Here is a 17,093-nt window from a genome sequence, read left to right as displayed (position 1 = left end):
ATGCGCCAGATGCACGGCCGAGCCGGCTTCGCGCTGCTCCGCCACCGCATCCTCTTGGCCTGACGCTCCGTCACCACCGAAAGAGCGACAGAGCCGATTACTGGACAGGCCCGGCCGCTGACCTGCGGCGCGCCAACTGATTTGAGACAACATGAATGTGAATGTCTCAACGATCATGGCGTCCCTGGCTGAATGTCTTAAACCAGTTGGCGTGTGATCATGGAATGGCTCTGGAGAACCAGACGTCCGTCTCTCGTGAGACTGCCTGGCGGGCTTCTTGGTGTTGAATGCCCGGCCCGCCGGGGACTGTACGGTTTTCGGCTCTGTCGCTCTTTCGGACAGGCCCGCCCGCCCCGCGCGCAACCCCGCCAGACGCGCACGCCTCGACGTCCCTGTAGGGATGTCAGAAGTAGGCGCCGGGGATGGCAGCGCCGAGGATCGGGCGGCGAAGGTGTTGTGGTGTGATTATGACGCCGGTGATCCGGCTGGCGAGCGCCAGGGCCGCCGGGATGGGATTGTCGATGCTGTCGCTGGCGGCCGGATCGATGCCCAGGTCGCGGAGGTGATGATTGAGCCGGTCGGGATCCGCGCCGTGCCTGTCTATGGGAAACCCTGGGTTGATGTCGGTGATGAGCTGGCCGTCGACGGCATAGGTGACCTGGTGCTGGGCGTAGTCGTGCCGCAGCGCTATCACCGCCTCACCACCGTCACGAGACAGGTCGGGCAGAGCCTCCCGCGCGCGCCAGCCGCAGTCCTCGATGGCGATCGTCCAGTCCTCGATTCGCCTCACGGTGATGATCTCCGGCCCTTCCGGCTGGGAGTAGTCCTCGTCCGTGATGAGCCGGATGTCCTCGTCTGCGGCCCCAATCCGGCGAAGCACCTCATGCTCGTCGAGCCCGCGGACGAAGACGATGGTGTAGATGTCATGAAGGCTGCTGCTCCTTTCCCATGCGTAGTCCTCCGGCGACGCGCCGGGGGTCCTCGCGGTGGCGCGGACCATCTCGAACGTGCGCGCCTCCTCAAGGATCTCGGGATAGGCAGCGAAGAAGGCCTCGGTGATTTCTGGAGCTATCCGGCCACGCTCACTGACCAGGTAGCCGTTCTCTCTCGCCCAGTCCCGGATTTGAGTGCGGCCGAGCTCGGGCGTCCGGTAGGTGACGCGGAGGGGGGTGAAGTCGGCATCGGACATGATCAGAAAACTACCGATAAGTTTCGACGTCCCGTCTGCCCGTCCATGCCGCGAGCTTCTCCCGGTAAGTCACCTGGGCGAGTGCAACGGTCTCCCAATGGCGTAGTCCTTCGCTGGCGCCGCGACGATTGGCGGCTGATGAGTGCCAAGAAGCTCGGTCGAGGTGTCAGTCCACGACGCACCAGTAGGCGAGCTGGTGGCTCGTGCTTTGGACCACGCGCGGCGGGGACTCAGGTTGTGGCCAGATCTGCAGTAGGTAGCGGTCGATGACCATGCCAATCGAGGTGTTCACCTCCGCGCCCTCGTCCATGTTCGTGGCGTGGTAGCGCAGCCGCTACCACCCCGGGCCCGAGGGCAACTCCGGTAGATCGTGGACTCGTTCACCTGCCCATTCGCATAACCAGAGGCGTCCGCTTTCGGATCGGAAGCTGGTCTCCACGATGTCCTCATATCCGTCGGTGTCCGCTCCTGGGTCGCTGTCGGCCACCGTCACCGAGATGCCGACGATGCCCGTGTGCAGGCCCGTGACGAGGAGAGCTTTGTCGTCCTTGACCCGGAGGATCCCCACGGGGTGCTCTGGGTGGTCATCGGGGAAAACGTCTGGGGCCAGTGTGCCGTAGTCGATGAGGTAGGCCTGCCGGTAGCTGACGTGGAGATCGAACGACACAGTCCGCGCGGTGATCATGGCTGACAAGCTTAAGATCACAAGCTGACATATCCGGCGGTCTGTACTCACCTATGGGGCGGAGAGTCAGGAACCCGGCTTTCCCATGGACGCAGTCCTTCGCCAGCCAAGAGTAGCGCGGCCTCGGGCAGGTCCAGATCGTCGACGGTCTCGGGCGGGTGCAGGTGGTGAGGCGCGCCCGGTTCCCAGAGGGCGAGCGGTTTGGGCAGCGCCGGGTCAACGGTTCTGATCTTGAGATGGTCGAGGACCCGGTTGGTGACCGCGGCGGGGTGGTGGTCGCCGCAGAATTCGTGCCAGAGGGTTCCGGCCCAGGGATCGTAGCGGCGTTGATTCATGAAGGAGCGCAGCGCGTCCAGCAGGCTGCCGGTGAAGCTGAGTTCGTCGACGATGAGCATCGCAGCGGCGCTGAGCAGCGGCCCGGGCTGGTAGGAGGGCAGGTCGCGGCAGTGCTGGCGGGCGGCGGAGGTGGGCGTCGGTGCCTGCTGGCAGCATTTCCGGGGTGCCGAGGTAGACGGCCAGGCGGAACAGCTGCCGCCGCGCAGGGGATTGCAACGGCGACAGTATCGTCGCTTGGTTCCTTGCCGCTTTCACGTGACCTTCGGCGACTTCTACGGACCATCCAGTCGCCTGGTCACTGTGTCGAGTGTCGGCCAAGGAGGACCCTCGCGCAGCAAGCGCAGGAACTCCTCTCCGAATCGCCTCCCGTTCGGAAACTGGTCGCCAAGCTCCCAACGCCACGCTGCGACCATCGCGAGAACGAGCTGTCGGCACTCGTCCAGCAGTCCCTGGTCAACGCTTGGGTAGTGCTCGCAGACCGCCTCGGCGACATGGGCGAGATCGAACTCGACGGGGCCACGGCAGTACGTTTGAAGGTCGATGAACAACGGGCCATTCGTCGTGCTGAGCACGTTGCCTGGATGCGGCTCGCCGTGGAGCAGCTGCTCCACCGCGCCGCGGTCCTCGATCGTCCGTCGCAGGCTTCCTAATCTGCTGCCGAGGAAGACGCGGTCTGCGCCGGCGAGCTCCGGCGAGAGATCCGGGTTGGCAACGACTTCTTCCGCCTCCGCGATGCGATCCGTGAACCGCGGGCTCGGAACGTCGACCTTGCGCATGCCGACGTGCAGCCGCTCCAGCGCCTTGGCGTAGTCGACTGGTGAGACGTGAGGTGTCACGGGCTCGTAGTAGATCCACAGCGTCACTGTGAAGCCATCACGCGTGTACACGAGCGGGTCCACCCGAGGCTCCAAGAGGCCCACCGGGCATCCGGCCGCGGCGAGCCGTTGCGCGAGCTCGACTTCGAGCGGTGCAGCCTCATGCCCCACAGGGGCGACCCGGGCAAGGACGTCGCACGGCGTCAGTCGCAGCGCCAGCCTGTTCGAGTTGTGGAGAACGATTGCGTCGTTGGCTGGCAGGTCGAGCGATGCGGCGACCGAAGTCGCAGTCGCGATCGCACGCGTGACGTCGGTCATCTCCACCCTCGAATCTTGCGATGACCAGCTATTGATGGCGGCTGGGAGAGAGATCAGCCTGCGGCGTTGCACGGATTTCCAGGTTTGGTTGGCGGGAGGTCTCAGGTCTTCTCGGCGGCTTGGCGGCGAGATAGGGCGAGTCGGCGCCACAGCAGGTCGATCTCGATGATAATCACGGTGACCTCGTCACCGATCTGAACCGCGTCGCCTGATGCCTCGGCAGTCGGGCCGGCGAGTTCGCTGAGGTGGACGAAGCCTTCGACGCCGTCTGCCACGCGGACGAAGACGCCGAAGGGCACCACTTCGGTGACCAGACCGTGCAGGATCTGCCCCACGTGAACATGGCGCGCGAACTGCTGGAACGGGTCGGGCCGGGTGGCGCGCAGCGACAGGCGGGCTTCGACGTTGTAGGTGTCGAAGTCGAGGAATTCGCACCTGATGTGCTCTCCTACGGAGACGACCTGGGATGGGTCATCTCCGCGGCGCCAGGACAAATCGGGTATGGCGATGAAGCCGACGCCGGGAAAGACAGGATGGTCGGGTCCGTCGTCCAGATCGACGAAGACACCGAAGTGTTCGATGGCCGCAACAGCGCCGGACAGCCGCTGTCCCGGACGCAGCGCCTCCAGATATGTCCACAGCTGGGGCTTCTCAGTCTCACGAATGCTGCGAGGGATTGATCGTCTTCCACCGTCCCCATGACTCCAAGGCTCCCACGAACGTGAGCCCGATCACGATAGTTGGAACCGGTGAGGGGTCGTGACCTTGGGATTGAAGGGGGCCGGCTCCGCTTGTTGGAACCGATTTCTCACGGCGGTTGGCACCGGGCGGGAGTTCTCAGGCTCTCTGGAATCGATTCTTGCGATCGACGGACAGTGAAGAACTCGCACAGCGATCGACAGCGGTACCCGGGTGGCCAACTACTACTCACACTGCCATCTACCGCTCAAACGCTCACCCGGGCCGAACGTCCTGCCGTACATGCCGCTACTGTCAACTTCGATTGCGCGCTTCCATGTCCGCTTCCAGTTGCCGCGACGGACTGTCGTCTTCAAGGCCGCCAGACAGTGGACGTGACCCCGGGCTGCTCTTGACGAATCAAATGAACAAACTTTTAATTCGTTCATGGGTCGCATCGCGGGCGTCACCGCCGCCGAGACGCGGGAGCGGCTGCTGCGCGCGGCCGCCGAGGTCTTCGCCGAGCGGGGGTACGACGGCACGCGTGTGGCCGACATCGCCGCGGCCGCGGGCGTGAGCAACGGCGCGTTGTACGCGCACTTCGGCTCCAAGGCCGAGCTGCTGGTGACCGCGCTGCGCGCGCACGGGCGGCGGATGCTGGCCACGTTGTTCGCCGCCGATCCCGACCGGTCGATCGCCGAGCTGCTGCTCGTCATCGGCCGCTGGCTGCCGCGCCGCCAGGGTTCGCCCGGCCACCTCATCGTCGAGGCGCTGGTCGCGGCCCGCCGCGACGAGGGCGTGGCCCGGCCGATGCGCGACTACGTCGGTGAGCGCGCCGACTGGATCGCCGAGCTCGTACGCGTCGCGCAGAGCGGCGGCGAGCTGGACCCGGGCCTGTCGCCGGACGCGCTGGCCCACTTCTGCCTGCTGCTCGCGATGGGCAGCGCCCTCATCACGCCGAACCTGCACGCCGTGGACGACGCGGACTGGTCGGCGTTGCTCATCCGCGTCGTGGGGGCCCTCGCCCCGCCGGCGCCATCACCGCACACGGAGCGGAGCACCCCGGAGTGAACGTACGCATCGATATCGACCGCTGCCAGGGACACGGCCGCTGCTACGACCTGGCCCCCGGCCTGTTCGGCGAGGACGACGAAGGCTACGGCCAGGTCATCGACGGCGGCCTCGTGCCGCGGGGCGCGGAGCAGGTGGCGCGCCTCGCCGTGGCCAACTGCCCGGAGCGAGCGATCGACATGAGCGAGGAGGCGTGACATGACCGTTGACGACCGTTTCAGCCAGGGCTTCCGGGATTCGCGGGCGGACCTGCCCCTCGGGAAGCGCAACGAGGTCATCACCGGCCCGGTGGCGGACTGGGCGACCGGTTTCTCCCACATGGAGCCGGAGTGGGCGCAGGATCCGTACCCGATTCAGGATGATCTGCGGCAGCGCTGCCCGATCGCGCACACCGACCGGTTCGGCGGCGGCTGGCTGCCGACCCGGTACGACGACGTCGCGGCCATCGCGTACGACACCGAACGCTTCTCCTCGCGGTCGCCCATCATGAGCAACTTCCGCGCTCCCGTCGAGGCGGCGCCGGTGGGCGGCACGCCGCCGATCTCGTCCGACCCGCCCTTCCACCACGACGCGCGCAAGCTGCTGCTCCCGGCATTCACCAAGACCGCGGTCGCCCGGCGGGAGGCGTCGACCCGGGCGTTCTGCCACGCGCTCATCGACGGGATGCGGGGCCAGGACGTCGTGGACGCGGCCCGCGACTACGCCCAGCACATCCCGGTCCGGGTCATCGCCGACATGCTCGGCTTCCCGCCCGAGGACGGGCCGCGCTTCCGCGAGTTCATCGAGAACGCGCTCGAAGGCATCAACCGCCCGCCGGAGGAGCGTCTGGCCCGGATGGAGATGTTGTTCGACTACCTGCTCGCGCAGATCCGCGACCACGTCGACCACCCGCGCGACGACCTGACGACTTATTTGATCAACGCCGAGCTGTACGGCCGCAAGCTCGAGTCCACGCACGTGGCCGGGACGATGGCGTTGCTGCTGGTCGCCGGGATCGACACCACGTGGAGCGCGATCGGGGCCTCGTTGTGGCATCTGGCCAAGACGCCCGCCGACCGGGAGCGGCTGGTGGCCGAGCCCGGGCTGCTGCCGACGGCGATGGAGGAGCTGCTGCGGGCGTACGCACCGGTCACGATGGCGCGGCTGGTCAAGGAGGACATGAGCTACGGCGGGGTCGACATGAAGGCCGACGACTGGATCCTGTTGTCCTTCCCGGCGGCCAACCGGGATCCGGGGCAGTTCGACCGGGCGGGTGAGGTGGTCATCGACCGGGAGGTCAACCGGCACGTCGCGTTCGGCCTGGGCATCCACCGGTGTGTGGGGTCGCACCTGGCGCGCATGGAGTTGCGGGTGGCGCTGGAGGTCTGGCTGGAGCGTGTCCCCGCCTTCAGCCTCGCCGACCCGGAGGCGGTCACGTGGGCGGCGGGCCAGGTTCGCGGCCCGCGCACGCTGCCGCTCCGCATCGGGTGACCGCCAGGCCCAGGTCCCGCCCTGGTCCGGGCCCTGGGGTGACGTACCCGGGCGATCGACAGGCGATCAGACCACGACCGGATCACGTTCTTCCCGGGCGGTGGCCAGCACCGGGTAGTCCGTGTAGCCGACCTCCGTGCCCCCGTACCAGTACTCCTCGCGCACAGGGTTGAGCGGCGCGTCGCGGCGCAGCCGTTCGACCAGGTCGGGATTCGCCAGGAACGCCCGGCCCAGCGAGATCAGGTCGGCACCCGCGTCGAGGAGCCGCTCGCCCTCGTGCCGGCCGCCGTCGGCGGGGAGCGGGCTCGGCCAGGGCAGCGCGGGGTTGGCGATCAACGTGGCCGGCCAGTCGCGGCGGATGCGGTGGAACAGGGGCCGGCCGGGGTCGGCGAAGACGACGTGCAGGTAGGCCAGACCCTTGCCGGCGAGCGCGGCCACGAGCGCCGGGTAGACGCTCTCGACGTCGTGCTCGCGCATGGCGTTGGCCGTGACCCCTGGCGCGATGCGCAGGCCCACCCGTGCGGGGCCGACCGCGTCGGCGACGGCCTCGACCACCTCCGCCACGAAGCGGATGCGGCCGGCCACCGAGCCTCCGTAGCCGTCGGTGCGGCGGTTGGTGACTCCCGACAGGAACTGGTGGATCAGGTAGCCGTTGCCGCCGTGTACTTCGACCCCCTCGAACCCGGCGTCGACGGCGCGCCGGGCGGCGGCGGCGAAATCGGCCACGGTTGAGCGGATCTCCGCGACGGTCATCTCACGGGGCACGACCCCCGGCCGGGACCCGCCCGGTGTGAAGATCGAGTCGGGGAAGGCCACCGGCGAGGGCGCCATCGGCATCAGCCCGGTGGTGTCCGGGTGGCCGATCCGGCCGCCGTGCTGCAGTTGCAGGAACATCCGGCCGCCCGCGGCGCGCACCGCGCCGGTGACCCGCCGCCAGCCGGCCACGTGTGCGTCGTGGTAGATGGCGGGGATGCCGGGATAGGTCTGCCCGACCGCGTTCGGTGTGCTGGCCTCCGCGATGATCAGCCCCGCGGAAGCCCGTTGCGCGTAGTACGTGGCCATGATCGGCTCGGGGACGCCGTCGGCCGTCGCGCGGTTGCGCGTCAGCGGCGCCATCACCAGCCGGTTGGGCAGGTGCAGGGCACCGAGGCGGGCGGGCTCGAACAGGCGGGAGGTGGACGTTGTGCTGGCCATGATCATCAGATCCGATCTTTCGGGTGTGCCGGTGACAGTGCGGACTCTGCTCCTCCGCGCTTCGGTGTGCCTGATGGTTCGCTGACGGCCGGCCGCCGTGTGTACGGTGGCCACTGTGCGGTTCGGAGTGCTTGGCCCCCTGACGGTGTGGGACGACGAGGGCGAGCCGGTCAAGATCCACGAGATCAAGGTCAGGGCCCTGCTCGCTGATCTGCTCATCCACGAGGGCCGGCTGGTCTCCGCCGATCGGCTCATCGACGACCTGTGGGGCGCGCAGCCGCCGGGCAACCCGGCCAACGCCCTTCAGGCCAAGGTCTCCCTGCTGCGCCGGGCGCTCGGCCGCGATCGCGTGGCCTACCAGGCTCCCGGCTACCGGTTGCGCCTCGGCCAGGGCGACGAGGTGGACGCGGACCGGTTCCGCTTTCTGGTGGCCGAGGCTCGCTCGGCCGGGGCGGGGACGCGGGCCGCGCTGCTCACCGAGGCGCTGGGGTTGTGGCGCGGGCCGGCGTACGCCGATTTCGCCGACACGGAGTTCGCCCGCACGGCGGCGCACCGCTTGGCCGAACAGCGCCTCGCCGTCGTGGAGGAACAGGCGGAGACCCGCCTCGCGGCGGGCGATCACCTTTTGCTGACCGGAGAGCTGACCGGCCTGGTGGCCCGCCATCCGCTGCGGGAACGGCTGCGCGCGGTCCAGCTTCGGGCCCTCTACCTGGCCGGTCGCCAGAGCGAGGCGCTGGCCTCGTACAGGGAGCTGCGTGACCGCCTGGCAGGCGAGCTCGGCGTCGATCCGAACCCTGAGCTGGTCGCCCTGCACCAGGCGATCCTGCGCCAGGACGCGTCACTCGGCCGCGCGCCGGGCGGCGATCCCGGCCCGCCGGGCCCCGCCGATCCGCCTGCGTCGAATCTGCCTGCCCCGCTCACCGCCCTGGTCGGCCGCGAGGACGCCCTGGACGAGGTCGGCAGGCTCCTGGACGGCGCCCGCCTGGTGACGCTGACCGGGCCGGGTGGGGTGGGCAAGACCCGGCTCGCGGTGGAGGCCGCGGCGCGACTCTCCCGATCCGCCGCGGGACCTGTGACCGACGGGGTGTGGCTGGTGGAGCTCGGGACCCGGCGCGGCGACGTGGACGACCTCGCGCAGGCGGTCGCCGCCGTGCTCGGCCTGCGTGGCGACGTGCCCGCCGACCCGCTGGGGCTCGGTGCGCCCAGGATGCCCGCCGACCGGCTGGCCGCCGCTCTGCGCGAGCGCCGCATCGTGCTCGTGCTCGACAACTGCGAGCACGTCATCGAGCCGGCCGCCGCGCTCGCGGACCTGCTGTTGCGTGCCGCGTCCGGGCTGCGCGTCCTGGCCACCAGCCGGGAGCCGCTCGGTCTGTCGGGCGAGGCCGTGTTCCTGGTCGAGCCGCTCCGGCAGGCCGACGCGGTGCGCCTGTTCAGCGAGCGGGCGGCCGCGTCGGCCCCGGGCCTCACGCTCGACGGCGAGAGCGGCCAGGCGGTGGCCGAGATCTGCCGCCGTCTCGACGGCATCCCGCTCGCACTCGAACTGGCGGCGACCCGGGTCCGCGGCCTCGGCGTGCGGGAGCTGGCGGCGCGGCTCGAGAACCGGTTCCGGGTGCTCACCGCCGGGCAGCGCGGCGCGCCGGCCCGGCAGCAGACCCTGTGGGCGATGATCGACTGGAGCTGGGAGCTGCTCAGCGCATCGGAGCGGGTCGTGCTGCGCCGCCTGGCCGTGCACGCCGGCGGATGCACGCTGGAGGCGGCGGAAGCGGTGTGCGCGGATGCCTGCGTGGCCCGTGAGGACGTGCTCGACCTGGTGACGCGTCTGGTCGACCGGTCCCTGGTCGTCATGGCCGACAGGCCGGAGGGGCCGCGCTACGGGCTGCTCGAATCCGTGGCCGCGTACGCGATGGAGCGGCTGCGCGAGGCGGATGACCTCGCCGGCGCACGCGAGCGGCATCTGCTGCACTACCTGGACCTCGCCGAACGGGCCGAGCCCCAGCTGCGCGGCCCGCGGCAGCAGGCGTGGCTCGGCCGTCTCGACGCCGAGGACGCCAATCTCCGGGCGGCGCTGGAGGAGGCGCTACGACGGGGTGCGGCGGTCCGCCTGGTCACCGCCTTGTGCTGGTGGTGGCTGCTGCGCGGCCGGCTGAGGGAGGGCCGCCGCGCCCTGTCGGAGGCGCTCACCGTCGCCCCTGAGGCCGCCGAGCTGCGCGTGCTGGAGAGCGCGTTCACGCTGCTGACCGGTGGTGACCGATCCGGGGCGCGGGCGTCTGTCCCGGAAGGGATCGACGATCCGGTACGGCGCGGGCGGGCGGTCTGGCTGCACGCGTACGGCCTTTTCCACGCCGGGTTCCTGGACCTGGGCGAGGAGCTCAACGCCCAGGCGCTCGACCTCATGGCCACCGACAGATGGGGCACCGCTGCCGCGCTCGGGCTGCGGGCCATGTTCGCGCTGATCCGGGGCGACCTCGACGGCGTCGCACGGGACGGCGCGCGCAGCGCCGGGCTCTTCCGCGAGCTCGGGGACCGATGGGGCGAGCTGCAGACCGTCTCCCCGCTCTCCACGCTCGCCGAGATCAAGGGCGACTACGCGCAGGCCGCCCGTCGCCAGGTCGAAGGGCTGCGCATCGCCCAGGAGCTGGGCCTGGCGTCGGAGGTCGCCGCGCGCCACTCGGGGCTGGGCCGGCTGGCGCTGCTCTCCCAGGAGTGGGACCGCGCCCATGAGCTGCACGAACGGGCCCGGCGGCTGGCCGCGGCGCAGGGCTACGTCTATGGCGAGGTCCACGCGGTCATGGGGCTCGCCCTCGGGGCCCGCCGCTCGGGGAACCTGGACACGGCGGAGGCGTACCTGGCCCGGCTCCGCGACGAGTTCGTGTCCTCGGAGGCCGGCGAACATCTGCTGCTCGCCGAGCTGGGTTTCACCGCCGAGCTGCGCGAGGACGCCGCTCGGGCCGCGGCCTGCCATCTGTGCGGGCTGGAGATCGCCCGCTCGATCGGAGAGCCACGCGCCCTGGCCCTGTCCCTGGAGGGCCTGGCGGGCGCGGCCGCGCTGTCCGGCGACGTGGGCCAGGCGGGGTACGCGGCTCTGCTGCTCGGGGCGGCGGATGCGGCGCGGCGGAGCGTGGGCGCGCCGCTGCCGCTCGCCGAGCGCGGTGACGCGGACCGGATCACGGCGGCGGCGACCGCCGTCCTGGGCGAGGCGGCCTTCACCGAGGCGTTCCTGCGCGGCACGAACCTGACCCCGCAGGAGGCCGCCGACCTTGCCAGGACGGCGCAGTCCTCCACCGGCGGCAGCGCGCCCGGATCCGGGCCGGGAGCCTGACCCCGGGGGAGGCGGCGGTCGAGGTCGATACGGTGCTGCCGTGGCTGACATTCATGAACTCATGGTCGCGATGGACCTGCGTGGTGATCTGTCCGAGACCGAGCTCGCCGAGTTGCGCTGGCATTTGGGCCTCGGCTCGCGCCCCGAGCACATCACCGAGGAGACGATCGTCGTCAATGAGGTGCTCGATCTCCTGGATGACGAGCAGAAGCCGGTGCGGGATGAGAAGGGCGACTGGGTGATCAAGGATTTTCCGCAACCGGCATGGGACGGCGGTTCGCCGTACGCGGCCTCGAAGATCCCGGGGGCCGGCTGCTCGATCCTGGTGCGCGCGGATGACCACGACGACGAACGCTGGGCGCTGACCTGCCGCTGGGAGATCCACCCCGACGGGCATGCCGTGCTGGCCCGGCTGATCGGCTGGTTGGTCGCCCGGCTCCACAAGAACGAGTGCTTTTTCGGCTACCAGCGCTGGTACGAGGACGATCAGCCGGAGCTGCTCAGTGTCCGCGACGGGAAGGTGGTGACGTGTCGCGATGGAACGTTCGTCCCGCCGTTCTGGGAGGAATCTGACCTGTATTGAGCCTCGCCGACTCAGTCGTTGACGAGTCAGCGCCGCCCGGCGAGGGCCGACAGGGCTCCGGCCGCGAGAAAGGCGTTTCTCGCGAGGACGTGGCGGGACATCACGGGGCTCCAGTCAGCCGGGGCAGGTGTCGTCGGGGTTGATGGCGTGGGTGATGCGGCGTCCGATGTCGCGGAGCTGCCGGGTCTGGGTCTTGGTGAGGGGGTCGAAGACGAAACGGCGTACGGCGTCCACGTGCCCCGGCGCGGTGGCGACGACCTTCTCGCGGCCCTCCTCGGTGAGGACGGCCAGGGTGTAGCGCCCGTCGGCGGGATCCGGCGTGCGGCGCACCCAGTCGCGCCGCTCCAGCCGCTTGACCACGTGGGACAGGCGCGAGAGCGACCCGTCGGACAAGGCCGCCAGATCGCTCATCCGCATGGTCTGATCGGGGCTCATCGACAACCCGGCCATCACCTGATATTCGAAGTGGCTGATCCCGGCGTCGCGCTGCAACTGCCCGTCGAGCGCGGACGAGAGCCGGATGAGCACGCTGGCCAGCGCCAGCCAGCTCTCCATCTCCTCCTCGGTCAGCCAGCGCGGCTCCTGCGGGTCGCTCATGCGCCCCAGCTTAACTTGAGACGTCAAGTGATCGTGGTCAGCTCACGTACGCCGGAACCGGCTCGGCCGACGCGCGGCGGCGGCGGGGGACGACGGCGTAGCTGATCGCGAGGGCGCCCAGGCTGAGGGCCGCGGCGGCGAACCCGAGCCAGCGCAGCCCGTCCGCGGCCACCAGAGCGCCGCCGAATGCCGAGCCCCCCGCGATACCGAGGTTGAACGCGCAGACGTTCACCGACACGGCCAGGATCGGCGCGGCGCCGGCGTGCCGCAGCACCAGGCTCTGCAGGGCCGGCGTGGTCGCCGAGGTGAGCAGCCCGAACACGAGCACGGCCAGCACGGCGGGCGCCCGCCACGGCAGCGCGAAGGGGAAGAGCGCCAGCACGACGGCCAGGCCGGCGAACGTGCCGCGAACGGTTCCGGCGAGCGAGCGGTCGGCCAGGCGGCCCGCGATCAGGCCGCCCGCCAGGCTGCCCGCACCGTAGACCAGCAGCAGGGTGGAGACCCCGGCGGCGGCGAATCCGGTGATCCCGGTCAGCGCGGGAGCTAGGTAGGTGAACACGGTCGAGGTGGCCGCCAGCCCGACCGACGTGGTGGCGATCACGATCAGCACCCGGCGCCGCAGCACCGCGCGCACCTCGGCGCCGACGCCGGTGACCGGCGCGTCCTGCCGGGGCAGCACGGCGGCGAGCAGCGCGGTCACCAGGAGCGTCAGCACGGCCAGCACGGCGAACGGCGTCCGCCAGCCGGCGTCCTCGCCGATCAGCACCCCCACGGGCACGCCCAGCAGGGTCGCCACCGAGAAACCCGATCCCACGGCCGCGATCGCCGTGCCCGCGCGCCGTGGCTCGACCACGCGGGTGACCAGCATCAGGGCCAGCGTCAGGAAGGCGGCATGGCTCAGGGAGGCGACGACCCGGCCGGCGATCAGCACCTCGTACGATCCGGCCAGCGCGCAGATCGTGTTGCCGGCGCAGAACACCGCCAGCAACCCCAGCGCCAGCCCCTTACGCGGCAGCCGCACGGTCGCGATCGTCACCAGCGGCCCGCCGATCACCACGCCCAGCGCGTACGCCGTCACGGTCTGCCCCGCCGTGGACACCGAGACCCGCAGGTCGGCGGCCACCTGCGGCAACAGCCCGGCTATCAGATATTCGGAGGTGCCGACCACGAACACGCTCAGCATGAGCACCGTCGGCACCACAAGGCTCTTCTTCATGCGGGTACGGTAGAGTCTCACATGCATGTGAGGGTCAAGGTGGGGTGCGGGAGGTCACATGAGGATCGGGGAGCTCGTCCGGCGTACCGGCGTGAGCCAGCGGCTGCTGCGGTACTACGAGGAGCAGGGCCTGCTGCGGCCGGAGCGTCGCGCCAGCGGCTACCGGGACTACGCCGAGGCCCACGTCGACACCGTCCTGCGCATCCGCAGCCTGCTCGCCGCCGGGCTGGGCACCTCGACGATCGCCACCGTGCTGCCCTGCCTGGAGGCCGACGGCGAGCGCATGCTTCCCACCTGCCCCGACGTCCTGGGGCACCTGCGCGGCGAGCGGGCGCGGATCGACCGGACGATGGAGGCCCTGCGCGTCTCCCGTGCCGCCCTCGATCAGGTGATCTTGGCGGCGGCTGATCGGTCGCGCGAAGTTCCGAACCTTCCGTCGTAGTCGCCGGGGGCCGCCTCCGCCGTACGCCAGGAGGCGGCCCCGGCCCTCCTCACCAGGCGCGGGCGCGTTCCGCGAGGATGCCCGCGCGGGCGAGCTGCACCTGCCGGGCCTTGCGCGCGGCGTAGCGCAACACCGGCGCCCGTGTCGCCCGTACCGTCAGCACGTCCTCGACCTCGGTCCCGGCGTCGTCGGCGGCCAGCACGAACCGATAGCCGAGCCACACCCCGCCCGGGCTGTCCACCTCGCCCTCGACGTGATCGCCGGTGGCGCGCAGCGTCACCTCGATCAGGTTGTCGTACTTCAGGAAGCCCAGGAACCGGAAGCGCTCCACCGAGACGAACCGGGTCTCGCCGGGCTCCCGCCGCACGTCGCGTACCGCCACCACCAGCGGCGACAGCCCGACGTAACTTGACGGCTCGCTCAAGTGCGCCTGGACGGCGGACGGCGGGGCGGGAACGTGGAAGACATGGCGGAGCAGAGTCTGCGGCATCGCGAACCTCACAGTCGTCGGTGGCCTGCCACCGAGTATGGCGGCGCGATCAAGCCTCAGGTGACGTCGCGGCGAAGGGTGAGAAGCCTGGCGACCAGCAGGCTGGCCAGGACCACGGCCACCACCTGGTTCCTGATCAGCACGGCCAGCGCCACACCCAGCGGCGCGCAGATCGAGGTGCTGAGCCCGCCCCCATCAGGATCACCGGCACGTCCGCGCTCAGCGCCGGACGGCCCTGCGCGCTCAGCAGCACGACTCCGGCGACCAGCGTCGCCACCCCCGACACGACGGCCACCGCCCGCCCGGCCAGCCCGTAGGCCACCAGCTTCGCGGTCACCACCGCACCCCGGCGGGGCGTGATGAGGAAGGCCCAGGTGATGGTCTGGTGACGGTATTCGCCCGCCATCCCGAGGACGCCGAGGATCAGGGTGAAGACGTACGCCTGCTGGGCCATGTTGTAGACGTTGGCGATCCGCTCGGCGTCGGACGCGGCCGGCAGGAGCGCCTGAGCCACCACCCACAACACGCAGAACACGGGCGCGACGGCGGCCAGCGTCCACGTCGTACGGCTGGAGCGGGCCTTGAACAGCTCGCCGCGGACGGGGGAGCTCATCCGGCCACCTCCAGGTAGAGGTCTTCGAGCACCCGGCCGCCGTCGAAGGGGCCGCTCCAGCGCAGCCGCCCGCCGGAGATGATGACCACGTGATCGGCGATAGGAGGAAGCCGCACCCAGCATAACGCGGGAACCCATTGCCTTGCTGGAGGGACTGTAGCGAAACGACGCCTCCATGGCCTTTCATATGATTTATATGAGGGATGATCGAAGTTGTTTCGTTCGCAGAATGTTCCTCAGTGCTCGCCCTGCGCGTCCCCGACAGCCATTCCGTTGGCCTCTCCACTCTCGCCATACATGTCTGTTGGCGGGCGGGCTCATCACGCTCGCAAACCTTCTGGATGGCTTGATGCCTGCGCCCGAACGACTCGTCGTTCTCCCTGGCTGGGACGGGATCGCTCGGCGGCGCTATGGCGATATACGCGATCGCTACTATGTCAAAGGCAGTGTTGCATGCTACGGTCGCAATGTGACAGAACCGACCCTATCTTCATCAGATATCGCTCGCAGTCGTCGCAGGATAATCTATGCGGATATCGTTTCCGCGGGCCTATTCGTTGGAACCGGGACGTTATTCTTAGTCGCTCGTGACATGGCAACTCACGGTCGATTGTCAACCGTGACAAATCTAGCTTCACAAGCATGTGCTGCTGGCGCAGCACTCCTGATACTTGCGGCACTCTGGCGTCGGTCTAGCTCCACGATCTCGTTGCTGGGTCCCATAGTCAGCCAGCAAGAAACCCTTGAGCGCGCACGTACGCAGGGAGCGATGCGAGCACTCCACTGGAAGCTCATGCTGCTTCGGCCAGTCATCGGCATCATTATTCTGCAAGCAGCACTGATGGCCATATCGGCAGTCCTTCCCATGTGAAAGAGCTGGCTCTGCCCTCAGACGGCAGGACCAGCTCTTGTCGTGTTACATGATGGACCGATGAACGCTCAGCACACGTTGTTGACGCCGATGCCGACGTCGGTTGCTGTATCGTTCATCAACCCCAGGCGCCGATTCCATTGGGGCCGATCAGAATACGTGTAAATCTGCATGTCGAATGGTTTGAACGAGCCGATGTGTGCCACCCTCGGCTGGCTACTATGAGTTACGATTTGCCAGTCGGAAACATCGCACAGGCTTCAAGAGCAGACTTGCACACAAGTCTAGATCCCTCTGACCCCTGCGTTTAGTCCGTTTGTTGACCTGCCCGGCAAGCAGGGGCAACATGATCGCGGCCATGACAGGTCAGTGGACTCGCCTATGCCCTTGCCCGTTGGCGACCTCGGCGTCGTGTGAGCACGCAGGCCGGGGATTCGGGTCGTCTTGCGAGGTGAGGCTGTGTCCCGCCCCGCCCGCCGGCGATCTCAACGGCGGCGGGTGTGGGGGCGGAGGGAGCGGGAGCGTCACCGTAAGGGCCGGGCGGGCCCGTCAGCGGTGGCGGGTGCGGGCGAGCAGCCACAGGAGGATGGGCGCACCCAGCACGCCGGTGACGATCCCGACCGGCAGCTCCATGTCCGTGAGCAGCAGCCGTGCGATCAGATCGGCGGTCACCACGATGAACGCCCCCGCGAGCCCGGCCGCCGCCGGCGGCCAGGCCGTGCGGGTGAGCCGCTGCGCGATCTGCGGCGCGGCCAGCGCCAGCGGGTTGCGACGGCTCTCCTCCAGCGCGCGCCAGCGGGTGACCAGTCCGGCCCGGTGGGCAGGTGCGCCAGGCCGTGCCCGGGAATCGGCAGGATGAGCTTGATCCGCTGGTCGAACCCGTTGTCGGCGAACTCGTGCGGGTCATCGCCGGTGAACGTGACCCGGAGAAAGGCCGGGCTCAGCCGGGCCGACCCCGCCACACGCACGTCGAACATGCGAAAGGGCTCTACCAACGCGTCTCCCCTCGATATTAGGCGAGCCTCCTAATCCAGAACGACCGTCAGCGTCATGGGCCGCCGGGGTCCTGGGTCAGGATGGGTGCCACCGGCCGGGTGGCAGGAGGCCGTCGGCGCGGAAACGCGCCTCGTAGCGGGGCGATTCACCCGATCAGCGGCATCGGCCCCGCACGAACTAGGGAAAGTCCTAGGTGCCCTCCCGAGGCGC

General features: G+C 69.5%; 19 protein-coding genes and 1 pseudogene. 6 read left to right on the top strand and 14 right to left on the bottom strand.

The features are described from left to right. Positions 1 to 403 precede the first annotated feature (403 nt). The 7 genes and pseudogenes from ACWD0F_RS23570 to ACWD0F_RS23540 all read right to left on the bottom strand — a co-directional run. Positions 404 to 1,189 (bottom strand): DUF6461 domain-containing protein, encoded by a 786-nt coding sequence (locus ACWD0F_RS23570; RefSeq protein WP_449878759.1) that lies wholly within the window; start codon positions 1,187 to 1,189, stop codon positions 404 to 406. Positions 1,190 to 1,355: 166 nt separating this feature from the next. Continuing rightward, positions 1,356 to 1,481 (bottom strand): hypothetical protein, encoded by a 126-nt coding sequence (locus ACWD0F_RS23565; RefSeq protein WP_449878757.1) that lies wholly within the window; start codon positions 1,479 to 1,481, stop codon positions 1,356 to 1,358. 42 nt (positions 1,482 to 1,523) lie between these two features. Beyond that, positions 1,524 to 1,874, bottom strand: a complete 351-nt coding sequence (locus tag ACWD0F_RS23560) for a hypothetical protein (protein ID WP_449878755.1) — start codon at positions 1,872 to 1,874, stop codon at positions 1,524 to 1,526. Between the two features lie 47 nt (positions 1,875 to 1,921). Beyond that, entirely contained in the window at positions 1,922 to 2,269 is a 348-nt protein-coding gene (locus ACWD0F_RS23555; RefSeq protein WP_449878752.1) for a hypothetical protein, read from the bottom strand. 213 nt (positions 2,270 to 2,482) lie between these two features. Next, entirely contained in the window at positions 2,483 to 3,343 is an 861-nt protein-coding gene (locus ACWD0F_RS23550) for a phosphotransferase family protein (protein WP_449878766.1), read from the bottom strand. 101 nt (positions 3,344 to 3,444) lie between these two features. Next, positions 3,445 to 3,678, bottom strand: a complete 234-nt coding sequence (locus tag ACWD0F_RS23545) for a S1 RNA-binding domain-containing protein (protein ID WP_449878750.1) — start codon at positions 3,676 to 3,678, stop codon at positions 3,445 to 3,447. 105 nt (positions 3,679 to 3,783) lie between these two features. Further along, positions 3,784 to 3,924, bottom strand: a pseudogene (locus ACWD0F_RS23540) (S1 RNA-binding domain-containing protein); the annotation flags it as partial. A gap of 544 nt (positions 3,925 to 4,468) precedes the next feature. Here ACWD0F_RS23540 and ACWD0F_RS23535 point away from each other — a divergent pair. The 3 genes from ACWD0F_RS23535 to ACWD0F_RS23525 are packed head-to-tail and all read left to right on the top strand — an operon-like array spanning position 4,469 to position 6,562. Further along, entirely contained in the window at positions 4,469 to 5,092 is a 624-nt protein-coding gene (locus tag ACWD0F_RS23535) for a TetR family transcriptional regulator (protein WP_449878749.1), read from the top strand. Beyond that, the gene (locus ACWD0F_RS23530) at positions 5,089 to 5,289 is read left to right on the top strand and encodes a ferredoxin (RefSeq protein WP_449878747.1); all 201 of its coding nucleotides are present in this window, start codon (positions 5,089 to 5,091) and stop codon (positions 5,287 to 5,289) included. Before ACWD0F_RS23535 ends, ACWD0F_RS23530 begins: the two co-directional genes overlap by 4 nt. Before the next feature lies 1 nt (position 5,290). Then, positions 5,291 to 6,562 carry a cytochrome P450 gene (locus ACWD0F_RS23525; RefSeq protein ID WP_449878745.1) on the top strand — a complete coding sequence of 424 codons (1,272 nt, stop codon included), beginning with the start codon at positions 5,291 to 5,293 and terminating at the stop codon, positions 6,560 to 6,562. Positions 6,563 to 6,628: 66 nt separating this feature from the next. Here the strand turns inward: ACWD0F_RS23525 and ACWD0F_RS23520 are convergent, their stop codons facing one another. Beyond that, positions 6,629 to 7,756, bottom strand: coding sequence for an alkene reductase (locus ACWD0F_RS23520; protein ID WP_449878743.1), 1,128 nt, complete (start codon positions 7,754 to 7,756; stop codon positions 6,629 to 6,631). A gap of 115 nt (positions 7,757 to 7,871) precedes the next feature. On the opposite strand from ACWD0F_RS23520, the gene ACWD0F_RS23515 reads away from it, so the two are divergent. Together ACWD0F_RS23515 and ACWD0F_RS23510 are read left to right on the top strand one after the other, a co-directional pair. Beyond that, positions 7,872 to 11,075 (top strand): BTAD domain-containing putative transcriptional regulator, encoded by a 3,204-nt coding sequence (locus ACWD0F_RS23515; protein WP_449878741.1) that lies wholly within the window; start codon positions 7,872 to 7,874, stop codon positions 11,073 to 11,075. Between the two features lie 40 nt (positions 11,076 to 11,115). Next, positions 11,116 to 11,658 (top strand): hypothetical protein, encoded by a 543-nt coding sequence (locus ACWD0F_RS23510; protein WP_449878739.1) that lies wholly within the window; start codon positions 11,116 to 11,118, stop codon positions 11,656 to 11,658. Positions 11,659 to 11,772: 114 nt separating this feature from the next. Here ACWD0F_RS23510 and ACWD0F_RS23505 read toward each other — a convergent pair whose 3' ends face one another. Both ACWD0F_RS23505 and ACWD0F_RS23500 read right to left on the bottom strand, forming a co-directional pair. Further along, on the bottom strand, positions 11,773 to 12,255 hold the full coding sequence (locus ACWD0F_RS23505) for a MarR family winged helix-turn-helix transcriptional regulator (protein WP_449878737.1): 483 nt from the start codon (positions 12,253 to 12,255) through the stop codon (positions 11,773 to 11,775). A 37-nt stretch (positions 12,256 to 12,292) separates the two neighbouring features. Continuing rightward, complete coding sequence (locus ACWD0F_RS23500) at positions 12,293 to 13,471, bottom strand: MFS transporter (protein ID WP_449878735.1); 1,179 nt, start codon at positions 13,469 to 13,471, stop codon at positions 12,293 to 12,295. 58 nt (positions 13,472 to 13,529) lie between these two features. Between ACWD0F_RS23500 and ACWD0F_RS23495 the strand changes: the two genes are divergently transcribed. Further along, positions 13,530 to 13,913, top strand: coding sequence for a MerR family transcriptional regulator (locus ACWD0F_RS23495; RefSeq protein WP_449878733.1), 384 nt, complete (start codon positions 13,530 to 13,532; stop codon positions 13,911 to 13,913). Positions 13,914 to 13,962: 49 nt separating this feature from the next. On the opposite strand, the gene ACWD0F_RS23490 is transcribed toward ACWD0F_RS23495, so the two are convergent. From ACWD0F_RS23490 to ACWD0F_RS23475, 4 genes are all read right to left on the bottom strand, one after another. Further along, positions 13,963 to 14,403 (bottom strand): SRPBCC family protein, encoded by a 441-nt coding sequence (locus ACWD0F_RS23490; RefSeq protein WP_449878731.1) that lies wholly within the window; start codon positions 14,401 to 14,403, stop codon positions 13,963 to 13,965. Positions 14,404 to 14,539: 136 nt separating this feature from the next. Then, positions 14,540 to 15,016 carry a hypothetical protein gene (locus ACWD0F_RS23485; protein WP_449878729.1) on the bottom strand — a complete coding sequence of 159 codons (477 nt, stop codon included), beginning with the start codon at positions 15,014 to 15,016 and terminating at the stop codon, positions 14,540 to 14,542. 1,420 nt (positions 15,017 to 16,436) lie between these two features. Further along, the gene (locus ACWD0F_RS23480; protein ID WP_449878764.1) at positions 16,437 to 16,628 is read right to left on the bottom strand and encodes an iron chelate uptake ABC transporter family permease subunit; all 192 of its coding nucleotides are present in this window, start codon (positions 16,626 to 16,628) and stop codon (positions 16,437 to 16,439) included. After that, a complete protein-coding gene (locus ACWD0F_RS23475) occupies positions 16,556 to 16,864 on the bottom strand; it encodes a siderophore-interacting protein (protein WP_449878727.1) in 309 nt (102 codons plus the stop codon). The genes ACWD0F_RS23480 and ACWD0F_RS23475 overlap by 73 nt, the downstream gene beginning before the upstream one ends. Positions 16,865 to 17,093: the final 229 nt, after the last annotated feature.

It is taken from the genome of Nonomuraea sp. NPDC002799 (genome assembly GCF_053592075.1).
The sequence above is the reverse complement of the archived record's forward strand: the minus strand, read 5'-3'. Positions and strand labels throughout refer to the sequence as shown.

Excerpts from the sequence above, each read along its gene's own strand:
- ACWD0F_RS23535 (WP_449878749.1), top strand. The coding sequence starts at position 4,469 with ATGGGTCGCATCGCGGGCGTCACCGCCGCCGAGACGCGGGAGCGGCTG.
- ACWD0F_RS23500 (WP_449878735.1), bottom strand. The coding sequence starts at position 13,471 with ATGAAGAAGAGCCTTGTGGTGCCGACGGTGCTCATGCTGAGCGTGTTC.
- ACWD0F_RS23560 (WP_449878755.1), bottom strand. The coding sequence starts at position 1,874 with ATGATCACCGCGCGGACTGTGTCGTTCGATCTCCACGTCAGCTACCGG.
- ACWD0F_RS23555 (WP_449878752.1), bottom strand. The coding sequence starts at position 2,269 with ATGCTCATCGTCGACGAACTCAGCTTCACCGGCAGCCTGCTGGACGCG.
- ACWD0F_RS23505 (WP_449878737.1), bottom strand. The coding sequence starts at position 12,255 with ATGAGCGACCCGCAGGAGCCGCGCTGGCTGACCGAGGAGGAGATGGAG.
- ACWD0F_RS23475 (WP_449878727.1), bottom strand. The coding sequence starts at position 16,864 with ATGTTCGACGTGCGTGTGGCGGGGTCGGCCCGGCTGAGCCCGGCCTTT.
- ACWD0F_RS23525 (WP_449878745.1), top strand. The coding sequence starts at position 5,291 with ATGACCGTTGACGACCGTTTCAGCCAGGGCTTCCGGGATTCGCGGGCG.
- ACWD0F_RS23490 (WP_449878731.1), bottom strand. The coding sequence starts at position 14,403 with ATGCCGCAGACTCTGCTCCGCCATGTCTTCCACGTTCCCGCCCCGCCG.
- ACWD0F_RS23550 (WP_449878766.1), bottom strand. The coding sequence starts at position 3,343 with ATGACCGACGTCACGCGTGCGATCGCGACTGCGACTTCGGTCGCCGCA.
- ACWD0F_RS23485 (WP_449878729.1), bottom strand. The coding sequence starts at position 15,016 with ATGAGCTCCCCCGTCCGCGGCGAGCTGTTCAAGGCCCGCTCCAGCCGT.
- ACWD0F_RS23570 (WP_449878759.1), bottom strand. The coding sequence starts at position 1,189 with ATGTCCGATGCCGACTTCACCCCCCTCCGCGTCACCTACCGGACGCCC.
- ACWD0F_RS23495 (WP_449878733.1), top strand. The coding sequence starts at position 13,530 with ATGAGGATCGGGGAGCTCGTCCGGCGTACCGGCGTGAGCCAGCGGCTG.
- ACWD0F_RS23520 (WP_449878743.1), bottom strand. The coding sequence starts at position 7,756 with ATGGCCAGCACAACGTCCACCTCCCGCCTGTTCGAGCCCGCCCGCCTC.